The 18,125-nt window shown below is 67.4% G+C and carries 20 protein-coding genes; 14 read left to right on the forward strand and 6 right to left on the reverse strand.

All coding sequences use genetic code 11. The features are described from left to right. Positions 1–51: 51 nt before the first annotated feature. On the reverse strand, positions 52–504 hold the full coding sequence (locus IEW85_RS01905; RefSeq protein WP_188682332.1) for an Lrp/AsnC family transcriptional regulator: 453 nt from the start codon (positions 502–504) through the stop codon (positions 52–54). Positions 505–567: 63 nt separating this feature from the next. Between IEW85_RS01905 and IEW85_RS01910 the strand changes: the two genes are divergently transcribed. Continuing rightward, on the forward strand, positions 568–1,278 hold the full coding sequence (locus IEW85_RS01910) for an AzlC family ABC transporter permease (RefSeq protein WP_229658708.1): 711 nt from the start codon (positions 568–570) through the stop codon (positions 1,276–1,278). Then, a complete protein-coding gene (locus IEW85_RS01915) occupies positions 1,275–1,589 on the forward strand; it encodes an AzlD domain-containing protein (RefSeq protein ID WP_188682334.1) in 315 nt (104 codons plus the stop codon). Before IEW85_RS01910 ends, IEW85_RS01915 begins: the two co-directional genes overlap by 4 nt. 9 nt (positions 1,590–1,598) lie before the next feature. Here the strand turns inward: IEW85_RS01915 and IEW85_RS01920 are convergent, their stop codons facing one another. Both IEW85_RS01920 and IEW85_RS01925 read right to left on the reverse strand, forming a co-directional pair. Continuing rightward, the gene (locus IEW85_RS01920; protein WP_188682336.1) at positions 1,599–2,417 is read right to left on the reverse strand and encodes a Cof-type HAD-IIB family hydrolase; all 819 of its coding nucleotides are present in this window, start codon (positions 2,415–2,417) and stop codon (positions 1,599–1,601) included. Further along, a complete protein-coding gene (locus IEW85_RS01925; RefSeq protein WP_188682338.1) occupies positions 2,414–2,824 on the reverse strand; it encodes a hypothetical protein in 411 nt (136 codons plus the stop codon). The genes IEW85_RS01920 and IEW85_RS01925 overlap by 4 nt, the downstream gene beginning before the upstream one ends. Positions 2,825–2,948: 124 nt before the next feature. Between IEW85_RS01925 and fbaA the strand changes: the two genes are divergently transcribed. The 6 genes from fbaA (at position 2,949) to phnE (IEW85_RS01955) (ending at position 8,962) form a co-directional block, all read left to right on the forward strand. Beyond that, the gene (gene fbaA / locus IEW85_RS01930; protein ID WP_188682506.1) at positions 2,949–3,971 is read left to right on the forward strand and encodes a class II fructose-bisphosphate aldolase; all 1,023 of its coding nucleotides are present in this window, start codon (positions 2,949–2,951) and stop codon (positions 3,969–3,971) included. 125 nt (positions 3,972–4,096) lie between these two features. After that, positions 4,097–4,954 carry an HAD family hydrolase gene (locus tag IEW85_RS01935; RefSeq protein ID WP_188682340.1) on the forward strand — a complete coding sequence of 286 codons (858 nt, stop codon included), beginning with the start codon at positions 4,097–4,099 and terminating at the stop codon, positions 4,952–4,954. Positions 4,955–5,113: 159 nt separating this feature from the next. After that, positions 5,114–6,112, forward strand: a complete 999-nt coding sequence (gene phnD / locus IEW85_RS01940) for a phosphate/phosphite/phosphonate ABC transporter substrate-binding protein (RefSeq protein ID WP_188682342.1) — start codon at positions 5,114–5,116, stop codon at positions 6,110–6,112. A 107-nt stretch (positions 6,113–6,219) separates the two neighbouring features. Further along, on the forward strand, positions 6,220–6,996 hold the full coding sequence (gene phnC, locus IEW85_RS01945) for a phosphonate ABC transporter ATP-binding protein (protein ID WP_188682344.1): 777 nt from the start codon (positions 6,220–6,222) through the stop codon (positions 6,994–6,996). Next, positions 6,993–7,985 (forward strand): phosphonate ABC transporter, permease protein PhnE, encoded by a 993-nt coding sequence (gene phnE / locus IEW85_RS01950; protein WP_188682346.1) that lies wholly within the window; start codon positions 6,993–6,995, stop codon positions 7,983–7,985. The genes phnC and phnE (IEW85_RS01950) overlap by 4 nt, the downstream gene beginning before the upstream one ends. After that, the gene (gene phnE / locus IEW85_RS01955) at positions 7,982–8,962 is read left to right on the forward strand and encodes a phosphonate ABC transporter, permease protein PhnE (RefSeq protein ID WP_229658709.1); all 981 of its coding nucleotides are present in this window, start codon (positions 7,982–7,984) and stop codon (positions 8,960–8,962) included. The genes phnE (IEW85_RS01950) and phnE (IEW85_RS01955) overlap by 4 nt, the downstream gene beginning before the upstream one ends. Before the next feature lie 131 nt (positions 8,963–9,093). Here phnE (IEW85_RS01955) and IEW85_RS01960 read toward each other — a convergent pair whose 3' ends face one another. Further along, complete coding sequence (locus IEW85_RS01960) at positions 9,094–9,843, reverse strand: ABC transporter ATP-binding protein (RefSeq protein WP_188682510.1); 750 nt, start codon at positions 9,841–9,843, stop codon at positions 9,094–9,096. 110 nt (positions 9,844–9,953) lie between these two features. After that, positions 9,954–11,036: an ABC transporter permease gene (locus IEW85_RS01965; RefSeq protein WP_188682348.1), complete on the reverse strand. Its 1,083-nt coding sequence runs from the start codon at positions 11,034–11,036 to the stop codon at positions 9,954–9,956. 205 nt (positions 11,037–11,241) lie between these two features. Here IEW85_RS01965 and IEW85_RS01970 point away from each other — a divergent pair, with 205 nt between their 5' ends. The 6 genes from IEW85_RS01970 to IEW85_RS01995 all read left to right on the forward strand — a co-directional run bounded on the left by IEW85_RS01970 (position 11,242) and on the right by IEW85_RS01995 (position 17,575). After that, positions 11,242–12,582, forward strand: a complete 1,341-nt coding sequence (locus IEW85_RS01970) for a sensor histidine kinase (RefSeq protein WP_229658710.1) — start codon at positions 11,242–11,244, stop codon at positions 12,580–12,582. Further along, entirely contained in the window at positions 12,582–13,274 is a 693-nt protein-coding gene (locus IEW85_RS01975) for a response regulator (protein WP_188682350.1), read from the forward strand. The genes IEW85_RS01970 and IEW85_RS01975 overlap by 1 nt, the downstream gene beginning before the upstream one ends. 29 nt (positions 13,275–13,303) lie before the next feature. Further along, a complete protein-coding gene (locus IEW85_RS01980; protein WP_188682352.1) occupies positions 13,304–13,729 on the forward strand; it encodes a DUF3151 domain-containing protein in 426 nt (141 codons plus the stop codon). Positions 13,730–14,078: 349 nt separating this feature from the next. Continuing rightward, positions 14,079–15,485 carry an alpha/beta fold hydrolase gene (locus tag IEW85_RS01985; RefSeq protein ID WP_188682354.1) on the forward strand — a complete coding sequence of 469 codons (1,407 nt, stop codon included), beginning with the start codon at positions 14,079–14,081 and terminating at the stop codon, positions 15,483–15,485. Positions 15,486–15,544: 59 nt separating this feature from the next. Continuing rightward, positions 15,545–16,189 (forward strand): thymidine kinase, encoded by a 645-nt coding sequence (locus IEW85_RS01990; protein ID WP_188682356.1) that lies wholly within the window; start codon positions 15,545–15,547, stop codon positions 16,187–16,189. 96 nt (positions 16,190–16,285) lie between these two features. Next, complete coding sequence (locus tag IEW85_RS01995; RefSeq protein WP_188682358.1) at positions 16,286–17,575, forward strand: adenylosuccinate synthase; 1,290 nt, start codon at positions 16,286–16,288, stop codon at positions 17,573–17,575. A 107-nt stretch (positions 17,576–17,682) separates the two neighbouring features. On the opposite strand, the gene IEW85_RS02000 is transcribed toward IEW85_RS01995, so the two are convergent. Further along, positions 17,683–18,123: a hypothetical protein gene (locus tag IEW85_RS02000; RefSeq protein WP_188682360.1), complete on the reverse strand. Its 441-nt coding sequence runs from the start codon at positions 18,121–18,123 to the stop codon at positions 17,683–17,685. Between the last annotated feature and the right edge of the window lie 2 nt (positions 18,124–18,125).

Here is an 18,125-nt window from a genome sequence, read left to right on the forward strand (position 1 = left end):
CGGTCCAGCCGCCGGCCCGGTTCAACAGGTGCCCTCACCAGCCGAACAGGCTCAGCCCTTCAGCCGGCGCATGGTCTGGTGGGAGAGCACCCGGCTGACTGCCGGCAGCTGGGAGAGGGTGGAGATGCTCAGCGCCTCATAGGCTTCGCCGTCGGCCACCTGCACCCGCAGGTAGTAGTCGGGCTGGCCGAACATGCGCCGTACCTCGGTCACCTCGGGCACAGCGACGGCGGCGGCCTCGAAGTCCTGGACGGTGGCGGTGTTGTTCACCGCGATGTCCACAGCCACGATCACCTCGAAGCCCTTGCCCGCGGCCTTCGGGTTCAGTGCGGCGTGGTATCCCTCGATCACGCCCTCGCGCTCCAGGCGCTGCACCCGGCGCAGGCAGGGTGCGGGGGTCAGGCCCACGCGGCGGGCCAGTTCGGTGTTGCTCAGCCGGGCATCGTTCTGAAGCTCAGCAATGATCGCACGGTCCAGGTCATCCACCGCATGGTTGTTGCTCATAATTCGACACTACCATCGCGCAGAAGCAATTTATGTGCATGAAATTTTTATTATCATTGCCCTGTGGATGATGCCCTGAAGGACGACGGCCGGCTGCTGCGTCTGACCCCCGCCGCCCGCACGGGCCTCTCCATCTCCCTGGCCGTGGCGCTCTACGGCATCTCCTTCGGCGCCCTGGCCGTGGCCTCCGGTCTCACCTTCTGGCAGGCCGTGGCGCTGAGCGCGCTGATGTTCACCGGGGGATCGCAGTTCGCCTTCATCGGGGTGCTGGCCTCCGGCGGCTCCCCGGCCACCGCCTTCACCGGGGCCACGATGCTGTCCATGCGCAACACGATCTACGCAGTCCAGCTCAAGGCGCTGCTGAACCCCGCCGGTGCTGCGAAGTACGCCGCCGCCCAGGTCACTATCGATGAGTCCATGGCCGTCTCCACCGCCCAGGAGTCTCGCGCCGAACAGCGCCGCGGCTTCTGGATCACCGGCGTGGGCGTCTACATCGGCTGGAACATCGCCACCGTCATCGGGGCGGTGGCCGGCGACTTCATCGCCGAGCCGGAGGCCCTCGGCCTCGACGGCGCCGTGGTGGCTGCCTTCCTGGCCCTGCTCTGGCCGCGCCTGCGCTCCAGGGAGCCCTGGGCCCTGGCCGTGCTCGCCGCACTGGTGACCACGCTGACCATGCCGTTGGTTCCCGCAGGCATCCCGATCCTCATCGCCGCCGGCGTCGCGGTGGTCTGGGGCCTGATCTCCTCCCGCCGGCAGCAGGAGGTGGCTGCATGAGCGAGCTGTGGATATGGATCCTGGTGGCCTGCGCAGCCGCCTACGCCACCAAGATCATCGGCTATCTGGTGCCCGCCGCCTGGCTGCAGCACCGCCTGGTCACCCAGATCTCCGGTGTGCTCACCGTGGCGCTGCTGGCAGCACTGGTGGCTATGAACACCGTCTCCGGTGACGACGGCCTGGCCTTCGACGCGCGGATCGGTGCCCTTCTGGCCGCCGCCGTGGCGCTGATCCTGCGCGCACCGTTCATCGTGGTGGTGATCGTCGGAGCAGGAGCCGCGGCCGGGCTGCGCCTGCTCGGGGTGCCGTAGTTCAGGACCTCAGAGCGACGCCGCCCAGCGGTGCAGGAACTCGGCCCCGGCCTCGTCATGGATGGCGCCGGTCTCGGAGACCAGCACCGGGTACTCCGTCTCCGGGACGCCGTCGGCCGGGCGCACATCCACATGGCGGACCGTATGGCCCTGCTCGTGGAGCCAGTCGGCCATCGCATAGTCGGTGCGGGAGTCGCCCATCGTGTACCAGGCCTGCGGGTGGATGTCCCGCTCAGCCAGCAGCTCCAGGCTGCGGGAGGCGCCCAGATCCTTGCCCAGGCGCTGATGTTCCACGTCGGTGGAGATGATCGTCGGATCGATCCGCACCTCCTCCAGGCCGTGCTTCTTCAGCAGGGCGGGCACGGCGGCGTCGAACTCCTCCTGTGCCCGCAGATACCGCTCGGAGGGCACATGCACGTGCTGCTCCACCGAGACCATCGCGCGCTTGGTCTCATCGAAGAACATCAGCTCGGAGAAGCGCTCGGCCACCAGCTCCCTGACATCCTCCGAGAGGGCGTCGGGAAGCTTCAGCTCAGCGTCCACGGACACCTCGCCGAGTCCTTCAGGGGTGACCTCGGCCCAGACGGCGCCCTTCTCGCTGACCGTGTAGACCGGCGTCGCAGGTTCCAGCTCGGCGGCCCGCAGCACCGGGACCACCTGCTCAGCGATGAAGGCGTCCGAGCGTCCTGTGTTGAAGATGACTGGGATCCCGGCGTTGGCCATCAGGACCAGGTCCCGGCCGATGGACTCCACGGCCACCGTCCGGGAGACCGGGGAGGCGATGGGGCCGTCGACGTCGAGCAGCAGCCCGAAGGCAGGGGCGCTCACTTCTTGCTCAGCAGGTCATCCAGCACCAGGGTCACGCCGGTGCCGAACATGACGATGTCCTTGGCGATCGGGGTGCCCGCCTCAGTGGGACGGATGCCGTCCTCCTTGGTCATCTCCGGGGTGCGGAAGTACATGGCCATCAGGGCGCCGGAGAACCCGGCCAGGCCTGCACCGGCCACCCAACTGGGGACGAAGGGCGTCAGCAGCGCGGCGCCCAGGGCGACCTCGCTGCGGGAGAGAGTCTCGCGGAACGTGCGCGGCGAGAGCTTCTTCACCGGCGGGACGCCGTTGGCGCCCATGTCCTGCATGCCGGCGGCGGCCTCTTCGGGCAGCTTCCTGATGTCCAGGCCTGCGTTGAGGATCAGGGCGCCTGCGGTCACACGTGCGGGGAGATGGCTCAGCTTCATGCCGCAAACCTAACAGCCGCCTGGGCGCCGGGGATATGCGGTGGGTCACGGGTAGATAGGTAGGATGGGCCGCGAAGGCACCGACGCCGTTGCCGCCATCGATCCAGACCTGAAGGAGTTCAGCGTGGCTATTGCAACACCGGAGAAGTACAACGAGATGATCGACGCCGCCAAGTCCGGCGGCTACGCCTACCCGGCTGTGAACGTCACCAGCTCACAGACCCTGAACGCCGCCATCCGCGGTTTCGCCGAGGCAGAGTCCGACGGCATCATCCAGGTCTCCACCGGCGGGGCGGCCTACTGGTCCGGTGCCTCCATCAAGGACATGGTGGCCGGCTCCCTCGGCTTCGCCGCCTTCGCCAAGCAGGTGGCCAAGAACTACGGCGTGAATATCGCCCTGCACACCGACCACTGCCCCAAGGACAAGCTGGACGGCTTCGTGCTGCCGCTGCTGGAGGCCTCCGAGGCCGAGGTCAAGGCCGGCCGCGACCCGATCTTCAACTCCCATATGTGGGACGGTTCCGCCGAGACCCTGGAGGAGAACCTCCGCATCGCCGTGGAGCTGCTGGAGCGCACCTCCGCCGCCAAGCAGATCCTCGAGGTCGAGATCGGCGCCGTCGGCGGCGAGGAGGACGGTGTGGAGAACGAGATCAACGAGAAGCTCTACTCCACCGTCGAGGACGCCGTCGCCACCATTGAGGCGCTGGGCACCGGCGAGAAGGGCCGTTACATCACCGCGCTGACCTTCGGAAACGTCCACGGCGTCTACAAGCCCGGCAACGTGAAGCTGCGCCCGGAGATCCTCAAGGAGATCCAGGACGCCACCGGTGAGAAGTACGGCAAGGACCGTCCCTTCGACCTGGTGTTCCACGGCGGCTCCGGCTCCACCGAGCAGGAGGTCCGCGACGCGGTCAGCTACGGCACCATCAAGATGAACGTCGACACCGACACCCAGTACGCCTTCACCCGTCCGGTGGCCGGCCACATGTTCTCCAACTACGACGGCGTCCTGAAGGTAGACGGCGAGGTCGGCAACAAGAAGACCTATGACCCGCGCGTCTGGGGCGCCAAGGCTGAGGAGTCCATGGCCGCACGCATCGTCGAGTCCGCCCAGTGGCTGGGCTCGGCCGGCAAGTCGGTCAAGTGATGCGCTGAGCGCCCACACACCTCTGGGATCACCCCGTCCTCCTCCCGCAGATCGGTCCTTTCGGGCCGCTGCTCGGGAGAAGGGCGGGGTGATTTCGTCTCGGCGGGTGTGCCAAGATCACTGGCATGCGTGAGCAGCTGATCCTTCTGGACTTCGACGGAACCCTCTGCCTGGGCGATGACCCGGTGCTCTTCTACGCGGAGCAGGCCGACCTCCTGCTGGCGGAGAAGGGGCAGGTTCCCGACGCCGGCGGTGAGCCCGACGCCGCTGCCTCGCCGGAGAGCGGCGGCATCCGCGCCGCCGTGGAGCGCGCCTTCGCGCAGAACACCCTGCTCGCCTCCGAGATCCGCTACGACGCCTCCGGGTGGCCGCTGGGGGTGGACCAGGAGGCCGTTCGCTCAGCCGCGGCGCAGGAGGCAGGGAAGGCCAAGGCCCATCCGACCTCCTGGCCCCTGCAGGACGGCTACCAGCTGGTCCAGCTGCTCGCCGTCCAGGCTGGGCTGAGCGACGAGGAGGCCGGCGTCGCCTTTGCGCAGGGACGCCGGGCTCTGCTGGCCCGCGGACTGGAGCACTCGGACGTCCACGCCCCTCAGGGGGCGGACGAGCTGCTTGCTCGGCTGCGCGAGGTGGCCGGCGTCGTGCTGATCACCAACTCTCCGGCTGACGCCTTCGGCCCCTGGCTGGAGCATCTGGGGCTGTCCGACAGCTTCGACGCGGTGATCAACGGGGCGCAGAAGCCCTTCGGGATGCCGGCTGCGGTGCGCGCGGCCCAGGAGCGGGCCGGCCTGGAGGTGGATCCGCAGCGGATCATCTCGGTGGGGGACATCTGGCGCAATGATCTGGAGCATGTCCACGCCCAGGGCGGCACCACGGTGCTCATCGACCGCTTCGGCACCGGGCTGGGTGATCCCACTCGCCGTGTGCAGCAGTGGAGTCAGGTCTCTGAACTGCTGACGGGAATGACCCGTGTAAACATTGAGTGACGGCTGGGCCAACTGACGGGTGCCAGGTTGTCGCCCCTTCGGCCGCACCCTAGAGTGATGCTCGTAACTGCGCACGTCAGAAGCCTTACCGGGCTCCTCGCTGCGCAGGGAGGCCGATGAGGCCCGGCACCTGCATCTTGTTGGAAGAGGGAACTTCATATGCGCACAAAGACCAAGTCCGCCTTCGCGCTGGGCAGCGTTCTGGCCCTGGGCCTCTCCGGCTGTGTGGCCGATGAGAGCGACGACGGCGACGGAGGAGATGACGGCGAGCCGCTGGTGCTGGGCTTCCTGCCCTCCCAGGATGATGATCAGCTGGTCGAGGACGCGACGGCGATCGCCGAGCAGCTCAGTGAACACCTCGACCGCGAGGTCGAGCACTACATCACCGAGGGATATGCCGGCATGGTCACTGCGCTGCAGACCGGCCAGGTGGATGTGGCCATGGGCCTGGGCCCGGTGGTCTTCACCCAGGCGATCGATCAGGCTGATGCGGAGCCGATCCTTCAGGCGGAGCGCTTCGGCTCAGACACCTATGTCACTCAGTGGTTCACCGATGACCCGGACACCTACTGCCTGGACGAGCCGGTGGAGGGTGAGACCGACCAGGGCTACGAGATGCTCTACTGCAACGGCACCGATGAGGCCGAGGACGGTCCGGTCGGCGAGGAAGCCCTGGAGCTGATCGAGGAGGGCCAGACCATCTCCTTCGTGGATGAGGGATCGGCCTCGGGTTACTTCTACCCGGCGACCCAGCTGCGAGAGGTCAACGGCTTCGACCCGCTCAACGACATCGACGCCCAGTTCGCAGGCGGCCACCCGCAGTCGGTGCAGAACGTCTACGAAGGTGAGATCTCCGTGGGAGTCTCCTTCGACGACGCGCGCGAGGGCATGGTCGAGGAGTTCGAGGACGTGGGCGAGCAGGTCGTGGTCTTCGCCTGGAGCGAGAACATCCCCAACGACGGCATCGCCGTCTCCTCCGAGATCGATGAGGAGGAGACCGAGACGATCAAGACCGCGTTCGAGGATATGGCCGCTTCGGAGGAGGGGGCTGAGGCGCTGTTCGATGTCTACGAGATCGACGGTCTTGTGGATGTCGACACCGAGGGGCTGGAAGCTGCCCGCGAGGTCGCCGCCGACTTCGGCGACGAGGCCGAGTAAGGTCTGGGAGAAACGGAGAGTCTCTCCCCTTCCGACTGCGTCTCAGGGCTCACCCGCGGTACTCTGCGGGTGAGCCCTGAGAGGCTGGAAGGCAGAACTGTCACACTATGATTCGATTCAGCAACGTCGACGTCGTCTACCCCGGTGGATTCCAAGGGCTGAAGGGAGTCGACCTCACCATTGACAAAGGCGAATTCGTGGTCATCGTCGGACTCTCCGGAGCCGGCAAGTCCACCCTCATCCGCACGATCAACGGCCTGGTCCCCTACACCTCCGGGGAGCTGACCGTCGGTGATGAAGTGGTCGACCCCACCTCCAAGGGTAAGATCCGCCGTCTGCGCTCCTCAGTGGGCATGATCTTCCAGTCCTTCAACCTGGTCACCCGCATCTCGGTGTTGAACAACGTGCTGGTGGGCCGCTGCAGCTCGACGCCGGCCTGGCGCTCGCTGCTGGGTTGGTACCGCGCAGAGGACAAGGAACTCGCCTTCCAATCGCTGGAGCGGGTCGGGATCGTGGACAAGGCCTATAACCGAGCCTCGGCGCTCTCCGGCGGTCAGCAGCAGCGCGTGGCCATCGCCCGCGTGCTCGCCCAGGACCCCGAGGTCATCCTGGCCGATGAACCCGTGGCCTCTCTGGACCCGCCCACAGCTCATAGGGTGCTGCAGGACCTGCGGCGCATCAACCGTGAGCTGGGGATCACCACCATCGTGAACCTCCATCACTTGGAGATGGCGCGGAAGTATGCGGACCGAGTCATCGGCATGCGCGGCGGGGAGGTCGTCTTCGACGGTCCGGTGGAAGAGGCCACCGACGCTGCCATCGAAGAGGTCTACCAGCGCTCGCTGACGGCGGGGGATGCGGCACCGGAGAGTGCTGCACATTGAGCACGCCGGCCATCGAAGCACCGGCACGGCCGCAGAAGCCGAGGCCCGCAGCCTCGGCCTATGCGGGACTGCTGGCAGCCGCCGTCGGACTCATCCTCTTCTTCCTCTGGAGCTCCACCTCCACCCTGCAGCTGGACATCGGGGTGGCCCGCCTGCCGCTCTACCCGATCCTCGGCGCGTTGGGCGTGTTCGCGGTCCTGGCGCTGTGCTGGAGGGCCCGGACCGGGCCCCTCACCGCCCTGGGCGCGCTGGCCGTCATCGGGGTCACCTGGTGGGGCGGCTCCGGAATCGGTTTCACACTGGCACCGCTGTGGGAGGACTTCGACCGCGGGTGGCCCATCATCCAGGAGTTCCTCGACCCCAGCTGGGGCTTCATCTGGCGAGTCTGGGACCAGTGGGTGGTCACTCTGGCTATGGCCGTTGTGGCCACCGGAATCGGCTGCTCGGTGGGGCTGCTGCTGGCCATGCTGGCCTCCCCGGTCTCCAGCCCCAGCAAGCCGGTCTCCCAGGCGGTCAAAGCCATCAACTCGGTCATCCGCTCCATCCCGGACATCGGCTACGGGCTGCTGTTCGTCGCCATGCTCGGAGGCACCGCAGCCGGTGCGGGAGAGATGGCCGGCATCCTGGCCCTGATCATGTTCAACATCGGCATCATCGCCAAGCTCACCGGTGAGACCATCGACTCTGTGGACAAAGGACCGCTTGAGGCTGCAGACGCCACGGGCTCCACACTGCTCCAGCGTGATCGGATCGCGGTCCTGCCACAGATCCTCCCCGGCTACTCCTCGTACAGCCTCTACGTCTTCGAGCTGAATATCCGCGCCTCGGTGGTGTTGGGCATCGTGGGGGCCGGCGGAATCGGCTCGACCATCTCGGTGCAGCTCTCCCACTTCAACTACTCCAACATCTCGGCCATTATGATCGCCCTGGTGATCGTGGTGCTGATCGTGGACTACGTCTCGCTGACCATCCGGAGGAGGATCACGTGAGTGACAGCAGCTCCAAGACGCCACAGAATCCTCCGACGCCGGGCGGCGAATCCCAGCCCACCACCGGTCAGTACAAGCCGGACATGCTCGATGCCCGGCCGGTGAAGCCCTCCAAGCTGGGCTACAACATCGCGCTGCTGGTTCTGGGGATCGTCTTCATCGCAGCGATCTCAGCCACCGGTGCTGACTGGGGCCGGTTGGTCCAGCTCCCCGGCAATATGGTCAACTACTTCACCCTGATGGGTCAGGGGGTGGCCCAGCCGCTGACCGCCGAGGTCCAGCAGCATTGGCTCTCGGCCTTCGACAACATGCTCGAATCGGTGCAGATCGCGTGGATCGGCACCGTGGTCGGCGCGCTGTTCTCCCTGCCGATGGGCTTCCTGGCGGCGCGGAACATGACTCCGCTGCCGCTCTACGTGGTCGTCCGCTTCATCCTCTCGGTCATCCGTGCCGTGCCGGAGATCGTCTTCGCCATCGCGATCATGCTGCCGATCTTCGGCCTGGGTCCGCTGGCCGGCGCCCTGGCGTTGGGCATCAGTTCGATCGGGACACTCTCCAAGCTGATCTCCGAGGCCATCGAAGGGGTGGATCAGGGGCCGCTCGAATCGGCGCGCGCCTCCGGGGCCACCCAGGTGCAGATGATCCGCTGGGCGGTGCTCCCGCAGATCATGCCGGAGGTCATCGCGATCTGGCTCTATCGCTTTGAGGTCAACATCCGTGCTTCGGCCATTCTGGGCGTGCTGGGTGCCGGCGGCATCGGCTCGCTGCTCTCGGCGCTCTTCGGAGTGCGCGCCTGGGATCGGATCGGCATCACTCTGGTGGTGATCGTCGTGGTCACCATCATCATCGACCAGATCTCTGCCTGGATCCGTCACCGGGTCATCCATGGGGCACCGAAGAAGGAGGCACGAGCTGCGCGGGAACGCGATGACAGCGACGGTGTGGGCGTGCCTCCGGCGGGTGCACATCCGATCTGAGGATGGCGTGATCGGAGGCCCGCCCACCGGTTCACCACAGCACAGCGACGGCGGTCGCGGTGCAGAGCAGGCTCAGGACGCCCAGGCGTGAGCCGGGCTGAGCACGTGGGCAAGGAGCACGATGGTGGGGGTCAGTTCCAGGAGGACTCTCCGGCGTCGGTCGGTTCGGGGCGGGACAGCGCGCCGTCACGCATCGTGGCCACGGCGTCGGCCGAAGGCACGTACTCGGTGTCGTGGGTGACCATCACCGTGGCCACCTGATGCTCGATGGTCAGCCTCGCGAGCAGCTGCACCACGGTCAGGGAACGCTCGTGGTCCAGAGCGGCAGTCGGTTCGTCCACCAGCAGCACCGACGGCGAGCCGATCAGGGCGCGAGCGATGTTGACGCGTTGGCGCATGCCCCCGGAGAGCTCATGGGGCCGCCGCCCGGCGGCGTCGGTCAGGCCGACCTCCTCCAACAGGGCGTCGGCCCTGGCTGCGGCGGACCGACGGGACCCGCCCCTCATGTCCTCGGCGAGGATGAGCTGCTCGCGAGCTGTCAGCGACGGCAGCAGATTGGGCTGCTGAAAGATCATGCCGACCTCGTCACGGCGCAGCCGGTCGCGACGTCGTCGGCTGAGCTGCGCAGCGTCGCTTCCGGCGATGCTCACCACGCCGTGCTGAGGTTGGACCAGAGTGGCTGCGACGGCGAGCAGGCTGGACTTCCCGGAACCGGAGGGGCCCACGAGGGCGAGCATCTGGCCGGCGCCGACGCGGAGGCAGACCTGGTCCAGAGCGGTGAGCGTCCCCGCGCCGTCCGGATAGGTGAGAGTCACCCCGTCCAGCTCGAGCGCCGCTGGTGCGGGGGAGCAGACGCTGTGCGAGGAAGCGCCGGAGGGCATGGTCGGTGCGGCCTGGTCTGAGACGCGTGGTGATGTGGGCATGGGTGCTCCTATGTGGGTGGAGGGGGCGAGGGACAGTGGGACTGAGCGTTGCCGAATGCGGGCGAGGTTCAGCTTCCGCCGAGCGCGAGGAGGGGGTCCACACGGGTGACTCGGCGGACAGCGAGGACGGCGGCGGCAAGTCCTGTCAGCAGTACTCCGGCGGCGGGTGCGAGAGTGGTCAGCACGGTGAGTTCGACAGGCGCAGCCCCGCTGGCCGCAAGACCGCCGGCCCACCCGGCCAGACCTCCGATGCTCGCTCCGAGGAAGAGCACCAGGGCGGCCTCTGCCAGGGAATCTCGCAGCACATAGCCGGTGGAGGCGCCGAGTGCTTTGAGCACCGCGATGTCCCGAGTGCGCTGGATCGTCCACACGGTCAGGAAGGCCGCTATGACCAGTGCCGAGATCAGATAGAGCATGACCTGCATCAGCGTCAGCGATCCGTTCTCGGAGGAGTAGGACGCCAGCGCGTCGAAACTCTCGGTGGGAGTCATGCTCCAGGTGCCGGCCACGTCATCCACGTCCTGTCCGTCGAGGGTCGGGACGGCGTCGTCCTGCAGGGTGACTGCCAAGACTGTGCCCACGGCATCAGGGTCGCCGCGAGGGGACAGTTCCTGCCACTGCGTCAGTGCGGTCCACATCACTGGGGTGTGGCTGTACCACTGGGTCGGAGCCACAGCGCTGACGGTGAGCTCCTGGCCGTTGACCGTCACCGAATCGCCCACCGTCAGCCCCAGATCCTCGCTGATCTCTTCGGAGATCACCGTCTCACCCGCACTCGGTGCTGCCCCGCCCTCCGGACCCATCACGGAGTCCTCGGCGAGGCCGAAGACGGCCACCGAGAGGGCGGTCTCGGACTCGGCCGTGGTCTGGCTGATGCCGAGCGGTTCCGCGTGGGACACGTTCGCGGCCTGCTGCCAGGCCTCAAGCTGCTCGGCGTCGACGGAGGACTCCGTGTAGCTGGGATCGCGTTCGTCATCCCCGAAAACGATCCGATCCGCCGGCAGGGAGTCGATCGCGGCGATGTTCTGCCGCGCAAGCCCGGATGTCAGCCCGGTGAGCATCACCAGCAGCAGCGTGATCAGGGCGACCACTGCGCCCATCAGGGCGAAGCGTCCGCGGGCGAAGCGGACTTCGCGAAGTGCCAGATACATCAGGATCTCCGATCGTTCTCAGGGCTGTTCCGACCTCGGTCCGTCGGTCGGGGCGGAGCGCTTCCGCCGTGTCTTCCTCCACTCTCCTGGGCCCACGCGGGTTCGCCATCGTCTGGAGGGTGGTGCTTCTGGATCCGAAGGGTGGAGCCGCGGGTCAACCGTTCGGTTGATGCCCTCATGTCCCCGCCCCGCTTACGATGGGAGGATGCTGAGGTCCGACGAGCATCCTCCTGCGGAACGTGGCGTGATGATCCTGCGCAGCCTGCGCGTCGGGCTGCACACCAGCGTCGCTGTGCTCCTGGTCATCGGGCTCATCCGACTGCTCGACGGCCCGTATCCGCTGGGGCACCGCATCGCCGGTGTCACGCTGACAGCGGTGTTCGCCCTCGTCTACGTGGCCGGAACCCTCGTGGAGCGTAGGGTCTCCGAAGCGATGGCGTCTGCCTCCCCGGGTGCAGCGGGGCTGCTGCGTACCGGCTCAGCTCTCGGGCGCAGCGGCACCCTGATATGGCTGTTCGTGGTCACCGGACTGTGGGCCGGACTGTTGGCCGTCAGTGCGGACTTCGCCTGGGTGGCCTTCCCACTGTTCTTCCTGCACCTTCACCTGCTGCGCACTCCCTGGGCCGTGGTCACCGTTGCCGGCCTCACCGCCGCCGTCGTCCTGGCACTCTGGAATCAGCCCGGCGGCGACCATCCCGCCACGGTGATCGGACCGATCATCGGAGCGGCCTGCGCGGGGCTGATGGCGCAGGCCTACAGGATCATGGACCGAGAGAACCGCGCCCTGCGTGAGACGATGACGGACCTGCAGCGAGCCCGCCAGCAGCTGGTCGCCGTCCAGCGGGAGGCGGGGGCGCTCGCCGAGCGGGAGCGGCTGGCACGCGAGATCCATGACACGCTCGCCCAGGGCCTGGCGAGCATCGTGCTGATGAGCCGTGCCGCGGTCTCCAGCCTCGACTCAGGCTCCGCATCGCAGGCCCGGGAACAGCTCAGCACGGTGGTCCACACTGCCGGGGAGAACTTGGAAGATGCTCGGCGGTTCGTCGCGGTGCTGCAGTCCGGTGAGCAGCAGGATCCAGGTCTCCTCGACGAGCTGCGCCGGACCTGTCGGCAGATCGAGGCGCAGGCGGCCGCGCAGGGGCACGGGCTTCGCTGTCGACTGCGCATCAGCGGAGGCAGCCGACCCGTGGCCGGCGGCCAGGCGATGCTGGTCCTGCGGACGGTGCAGGCGAGTCTGGCCAATGTGCTGCAGCATGCACAGGCTGAGACCGCCGCGGTCACTCTCACGTTCCTGGAGGACGATCTGCTCGCCGACATCGTCGATGACGGCGTCGGCTTCGACCTGCAGCAGGCGACCGGTGCACCTGGCGCAGCCGGTGCCGAACGCCCCACAGGAACCGGCGTCGGGCTCGGAGCGCTGCGTGACCGTGTGGCAGCACAGGGCGGTCAGCTGCATGTGGAGTCTTCCCCCGGGGCAGGGACAGCGGTGTCCGTGCGTATTCCGCTGGACCAGGGGACTCAGCAGAATCAGAGGGAGGCGGCGTGATGAGTCGGCCGAATCAGGGGTCCGGAGAGGTCGGAGGCGGAGAGACCGGCGACGTTCTTCGGGCAGTGCTCGTCGATGATCACCCGGTGGTCCGGGCAGGGCTGCGCGCGATGCTCGGTGAGGATCCTGGAATCCGAGTGGTCGCTGAAGCGGCGGACGGGAAGGAGTCTGTCGACGTCGTCGCTCGCCTCGTCAGTGAGGGGGCCCCACCCGATCTGGTGCTGATGGACCTTCAGATGGGGGAGGGGATGGACGGGGTCGCGGCGACTCGGATGCTGCGGCAGCAGTGCCCGAGCCTTCCGGTGCTGATCCTGACCACCTATGACACTGAGGCTGACATCCTGGCCGCTGTGGACGCCGGGGCCAGTGGGTACATGCTCAAGGACGCCGCTCCGGGGGAGATACATCGCGCGGTCCATGATGCGGCGGAGGGCCGCACGGCGCTCGCTCCCGTCGTCGCCGCTCGGCTGATGGGCCGAGTGCGAGATGAGAGCACCTCGCTGAGCACGCGTGAGGTGGAGCTGCTGGAGCTGCTGGCCACAGGGCAGTCCAACCAGCAGATTGCGCGCCGTCTCTTCATCTCGGTGGCGACGGTGAAGACCCACCTGGTGCACATCTATCAGAAGCTGGGGGTCGATAACCGGACCGCGGCGGTGCGGGAGGCGTCCTCGAAAGGGATACTCCGCGCGTGAGTGCGCGGTGCCCGCGTAGGATGTCGACCATGAGCATCGTCGGACAAAACCTGATGGAGCCGGAGCCCACGCTTCTGCCGGCCGAGCCCGAAGTCACTGAGTCCCTGGCCGCAGGAGAGGAGCCGGTGGATCTGGCCGCCGAGCACCCCAAGTCCTCCCTGGTCTGGGCACTGCTGGCGGAGGACGCCCTGAGCCGGGGCTACACCGTGGAGGGCTACGCCTATGCCCGGGTGGGATACCACCGCGGTCTGGATGCCCTGCGCGGATCCGGCTGGCGCGGCGCCGGGCCGGTGCCCTGGTCCCATGAGCCCAACCGAGGCTTCCTGCGTGCCCTCGGTGCGCTGGGCCAGGCGGCCGCTGCGATCGGTGAGACCGAGGAGATCCACCGGATCCAAGCATTGCTGCGCGACTGCGACCCCACTGCGCCGGAGCAGATCGCCCAGCTGCAGAACTGAGTGCACCGGTAGGGCAGAAGGGGGAGGGCAGGCCACGTGGCCCGCCCTCCCCTTTCTGGTCTCCCCCTTCTGCTCTGCGCTGGGAGCAGAGACCGTGGTGGATGCTGGGTCTTCCCAGCGTGCCCAACTGACATTAGTGTGTGATGTGGATCATATGTTACTCGCGAGTCACACCAGCGAGTGATGAGTGGTCCACCGGCGATCACCCACTGATGAGAGAGGTTCGATGACGAATCCCACCACACCCCAGAGTCCCCCTCCCCCCAGCGGCAGTCAGGCAGAGGGAAAGCCTCCGAGCTCCTGGAGCCGTGGCAGCAGGCCCCTCCGAGCGGCCCAGGGCGCAGGTGCGGTGCTCACCGCGGCGGCGCTGGTGCTGACAGCGATGCCTGCCGTCTCTGCAGCGCCGGAGGATCCCTCGGACGTTGCCGTGGAGGAGGAGCTGGAGGAGATGGAGCAGCTCCTGCGGGAACGCGAATCTGAGGCGGCCGGGTCCGAGGATCTTGACCCCGCCGACGTGCCCGATGACGTCTCGGTGGAGGACGCGCAGGAGGTCCTGGACGCCTCCGACGAGCTGGCTGCAGATGACCTGCGGTACGCAGCGGCCACCGAGGACCTGGCCGCTGGGCCGGATTCGGACTTCTACAGCACTCCGGAGAGTCTTCCGGAGCAGGACGGTGAGCTGATCCGGCAGGAGCCGAGCACGTTCTACCTGGACCCGGTCCGCCTCGTGGAGCATGATGCCGAGGTCACCCGCATCATGTACCGGACCACCGATTCCAACGGCTCGGCGCGGGCCGCAGTGGCCACAGTGCTGGAGCCTGCAGTCGGCGGCGAGGACTCGGAGCGCCCGATGGTGGTCCACGCGCCCGGCACCCAGGGCATGGGGGACCAATGCGCCCCCAGCAGGCAGCTGGCCGCCGGCACTGAGTATGAGGGGCTGGGGATCGCCGCAGCGCTGACGGCCGGCTACTCAGTCGTCGTGCCGGACTATATAGGCCTGGGCACCGAAGGTGAGCACACCTATCTGAACCGGGTCGATCAGGCCCATGCGGTGCTCGACGCCGCGCGAGCGGCTCAGCAGGCCGAAGGGGTCGGCCTCAGCGAGGAGAATCCCATCCATCTGCGCGGCTATTCGCAGGGTGGGGGAGCCTCTGCCGCGGCACTGGAGATCGCCCACGAGCGCGCCCCGGAGCTCAACCTGATCTCGGGTGCGGCCGGTGCGGTCCCGGCAGACCTGCCCGAGGTGGCGGAGACGATCGACAGCAGCCTCTACAACGCCTTCCTGCTCTTCGCCCTGGGCGGACTGGCAGAGTCCGAGGGGCTGGATCCGGCGGAATTCCTCAATGCCGAGGGACTGGAGCGGCTGGAGCAGGCCTCCGGGCAGTGCACCGTCTCAGCGCTGATCAGCCACATGTTCGTGGACACGGCGATGCTCACTGTGGATGGGCGCAGCTTCACGGAGCTGATCCAGGAGGAGCCCTTCACCTCAGCGCTGGCGCAGCAGCGCATCGGCGAGGGCCGGGCGCCCCAGGTGCCGGTGCAGATCAACCACAGCCTGCTCGACGATGTCATCCCATCCCAGACCGGGCGTGGTCTGGCTCAGCGGTGGTGTGATCAGGGCACTCGGGTGGCGTTCGAGTCCAATGCCGGTCCGACCCACGTCGGCGGCTATGTGGCTGGTGCGCCGGGGGTGGCGCTGTTCACCACGCTGTCCCTGAACGGTTGGACCACCGCGAACAGCTGCTGGAGGCTCTGAGGCCCTGGGGCTGGCCCTTAGAATGAGCGGGGTCCGCAGGTGCTGCAGAGAGGACGAGGGTGGCCAAGCTCTATTTCCGCTACGGGGCGATGAACTCCGGCAAATCCACCGGTCTGCTCCAGGCGGCCTTCAACTATGAGGAGCGCGGCCAGCGGGTGCTGCTGGCCAAGCCGGCCACCGACACCAAGGGAGAGGATGAGATCGTCTCCAGGCTCGGTGTGGGCCGCAGGGTCGATGTCCTGATCCCCGCCGAGGCCGACCTGCGAGAGCTCTTCAGGCAGCATGCCGAAGTCGATCCGCAGGGAACCCTTCTGGAGGGATTGGGGGACGAGGGCGCGGCCCTGCGCTCCAAGCCGGTCTCCTGCCTGCTGATCGACGAGGCCCAGTTCCTCACCGAGGCCCAGGTGGACGATCTGCTGCGGATCGCTGTGCTCGACGGCGTCCCCGTGCTGGCCTACGGCATCCGTACTGACTTCCGCACACGGGCCTTCCCCGGGGCCGCCCGCCTGATGGACCTGGCCCATGCCCTGGAAGAGCTGAAGACGATCTGCGGATGCGGACGCAAAGCGGTGTTCAACGCTCGCCAGGTGGGGGAGCACATCATCTTCGACGGCGACCAGGTCGCCATCGACGGCGCCGACGTCACGTATGAGTCGCTGTGTGCGGCCTGCTATCTGGAGGCCAGCGGCGGCCGGCTGGGCTGATGCGCTGATGGGTGGGCCGCCGGCGTCGGGCGCTCGTCACCGGGTTGCGATTGGTAGACTTTCTGAGTCTTTTGACCGCACGCCGAGAGGAATTCCATGCCAGCCATCGTGATCGTCGGTGCCCAGTGGGGCGACGAGGGAAAAGGCAAGGCGACTGACCTCCTCGGCTCCCGTGTGGACTATGTGGTCAAGCCCAACGGAGGCAACAACGCCGGGCACACTGTGGTGGTCGGCGGCGAGAAGTTCGAGCTGAAGCTGCTGCCCGCGGGCATTCTGTCCCCGAACGCCACCCCGGTGATCGGCAACGGCGTAGTGGTCAACCTCGAGGCGCTGTTCCATGAGATCGACGGTCTGGAGGCCCGCGGCGAAGACACCTCCAAGCTGCGCATCTCCGCCAACGCCCACCTGGTGGCCCCGTACCACCAGACGATGGACAAAGTCAGCGAGCGCTTCCTGGGCAAGCGGGCGATCGGCACCACCGGCCGCGGCATCGGGCCCACCTACATGGATAAGGTCGGGCGCCTGGGCATCCGGGTGCAGGACATCTTCGACGAGTCCATCCTGCGGCAGAAGATCGACGGCGCACTGCGCCAGAAGAACGAGCTGCTGGTCAAGCTGTACAACCGCCGGGCCATCACCGTCGATGAGATCGCCGAATACTTCCTGTCCTACGCCGAGCGGCTGCGCCCGATGGTCGTGGACACGACCATCCTGCTCAACGACGCCCTGGACGAGGAGAAGGTGGTGCTCATGGAGGGCGGCCAGGCCACCTACCTCGACGTGGACCACGGCACCTACCCGTTCGTGACCTCCTCCAACCCGACCGCCGGGGGCGCATCAGTGGGCTCGGGCATCGGGCCCACGCGCATCAACCGTTCCATCGGCATCGTGAAGGCCTACACCACCCGTGTGGGCGCGGGGCCGTTCCCCACCGAGCTCTTCGACGAGTGGGGCGAGTACCTGCAGAAGACCGGCGGTGAGTTCGGCGTGAACACCGGCCGACCACGTCGCTGCGGCTGGTACGACGCCGTGATGGCCCGCTACGCCACCCGTATCAACGGGTTCACCGACTACTTCCTCACCAAGCTCGACGTCCTGACCGGCATCGAGCAGATCCCGGTCTGCGTGGCCTACGAGATCGACGGCGTGCGCCACGATGAGATGCCCATGAGCCAGACCGAGTTCCACCACGCCACGCCGATCTTCGAGCACTTCCCCGGCTGGACCGAGGACATCTCCGGGGCCAAGACGCTGGAGGACCTGCCGGTCAACGCGCAGAACTACGTGCTGGCCCTGGAGAAGATGTCCGGCACGCGGATCTCCGGCATCGGCGTGGGCCCGGGCCGTGAGCAGACCATCCAGCGCTATGACCTGATCGAGGACTGACTCCTTTCACCCTCGTCGTACCAAGGCAGATGAGGTTTACCCCTGCGGATCCGCAGGGGTAAACCTAAGAACGGTTGGTAAAACGAGGGTCGGGTCAGCGGGGGGCGTCAGGCGCAGTAGACGACGAGACCGCCCAAGAGGCCCACTCGGATCGTCGTGGCGGAGGAGACCTCAGAGGTCCAGCCTCCCGGGCCCAGAGCCGTGATCCGTACGTCGTAGTAGCCGCCCAGCAAGTTCGAGATCACATCGAGCAGGCTGCGATTGACCTGGGCGCTTCGCACGTTCGGGTCCTGGATGACCCGTTCGCCTAAGCGTTGACCCAGCAGGCCGCGGTTGTAGAACTCGCCGCGGAAGCCGGTGGGGGAGACCGCCGCGGAGGGCACATCCCAATGCACAGTGGGGTTCTGGAGCACGCCGCCGCCGGTGCAGCGGACGTTGGTCGGCGTAGGGACCACACCCGCTTGGACCGAGCCCACGGCGCTCTGCCCGCCTGACCAGTCCGCGTCGGTCCATTCGGCAGTCGGAGCGCCGGCACCGGAGGCCTGCACCG

It is taken from the genome of Nesterenkonia cremea (genome assembly GCF_014642675.1).
GTDB lineage: Bacteria > Actinomycetota > Actinomycetes > Actinomycetales > Micrococcaceae > Nesterenkonia > Nesterenkonia cremea.

Excerpts from the sequence above, each read along its gene's own strand:
- IEW85_RS01965 (WP_188682348.1), bottom strand. The coding sequence starts at position 11,036 with ATGTATCTGGCACTTCGCGAAGTCCGCTTCGCCCGCGGACGCTTCGCC.
- IEW85_RS01935 (WP_188682340.1), top strand. The coding sequence starts at position 4,097 with ATGCGTGAGCAGCTGATCCTTCTGGACTTCGACGGAACCCTCTGCCTG.
- phnD (WP_188682342.1), top strand. The coding sequence starts at position 5,114 with ATGCGCACAAAGACCAAGTCCGCCTTCGCGCTGGGCAGCGTTCTGGCC.
- IEW85_RS01925 (WP_188682338.1), bottom strand. The coding sequence starts at position 2,824 with ATGAAGCTGAGCCATCTCCCCGCACGTGTGACCGCAGGCGCCCTGATC.
- IEW85_RS01960 (WP_188682510.1), bottom strand. The coding sequence starts at position 9,843 with ATGCCCTCCGGCGCTTCCTCGCACAGCGTCTGCTCCCCCGCACCAGCG.
- IEW85_RS01905 (WP_188682332.1), bottom strand. The coding sequence starts at position 504 with ATGAGCAACAACCATGCGGTGGATGACCTGGACCGTGCGATCATTGCT.
- IEW85_RS01915 (WP_188682334.1), top strand. The coding sequence starts at position 1,275 with ATGAGCGAGCTGTGGATATGGATCCTGGTGGCCTGCGCAGCCGCCTAC.
- IEW85_RS01975 (WP_188682350.1), top strand. The coding sequence starts at position 12,582 with ATGAGTCGGCCGAATCAGGGGTCCGGAGAGGTCGGAGGCGGAGAGACC.
- IEW85_RS01970 (WP_229658710.1), top strand. The coding sequence starts at position 11,242 with ATGCTGAGGTCCGACGAGCATCCTCCTGCGGAACGTGGCGTGATGATC.
- phnC (WP_188682344.1), top strand. The coding sequence starts at position 6,220 with ATGATTCGATTCAGCAACGTCGACGTCGTCTACCCCGGTGGATTCCAA.
- IEW85_RS01995 (WP_188682358.1), top strand. The coding sequence starts at position 16,286 with ATGCCAGCCATCGTGATCGTCGGTGCCCAGTGGGGCGACGAGGGAAAA.
- IEW85_RS01980 (WP_188682352.1), top strand. The coding sequence starts at position 13,304 with ATGAGCATCGTCGGACAAAACCTGATGGAGCCGGAGCCCACGCTTCTG.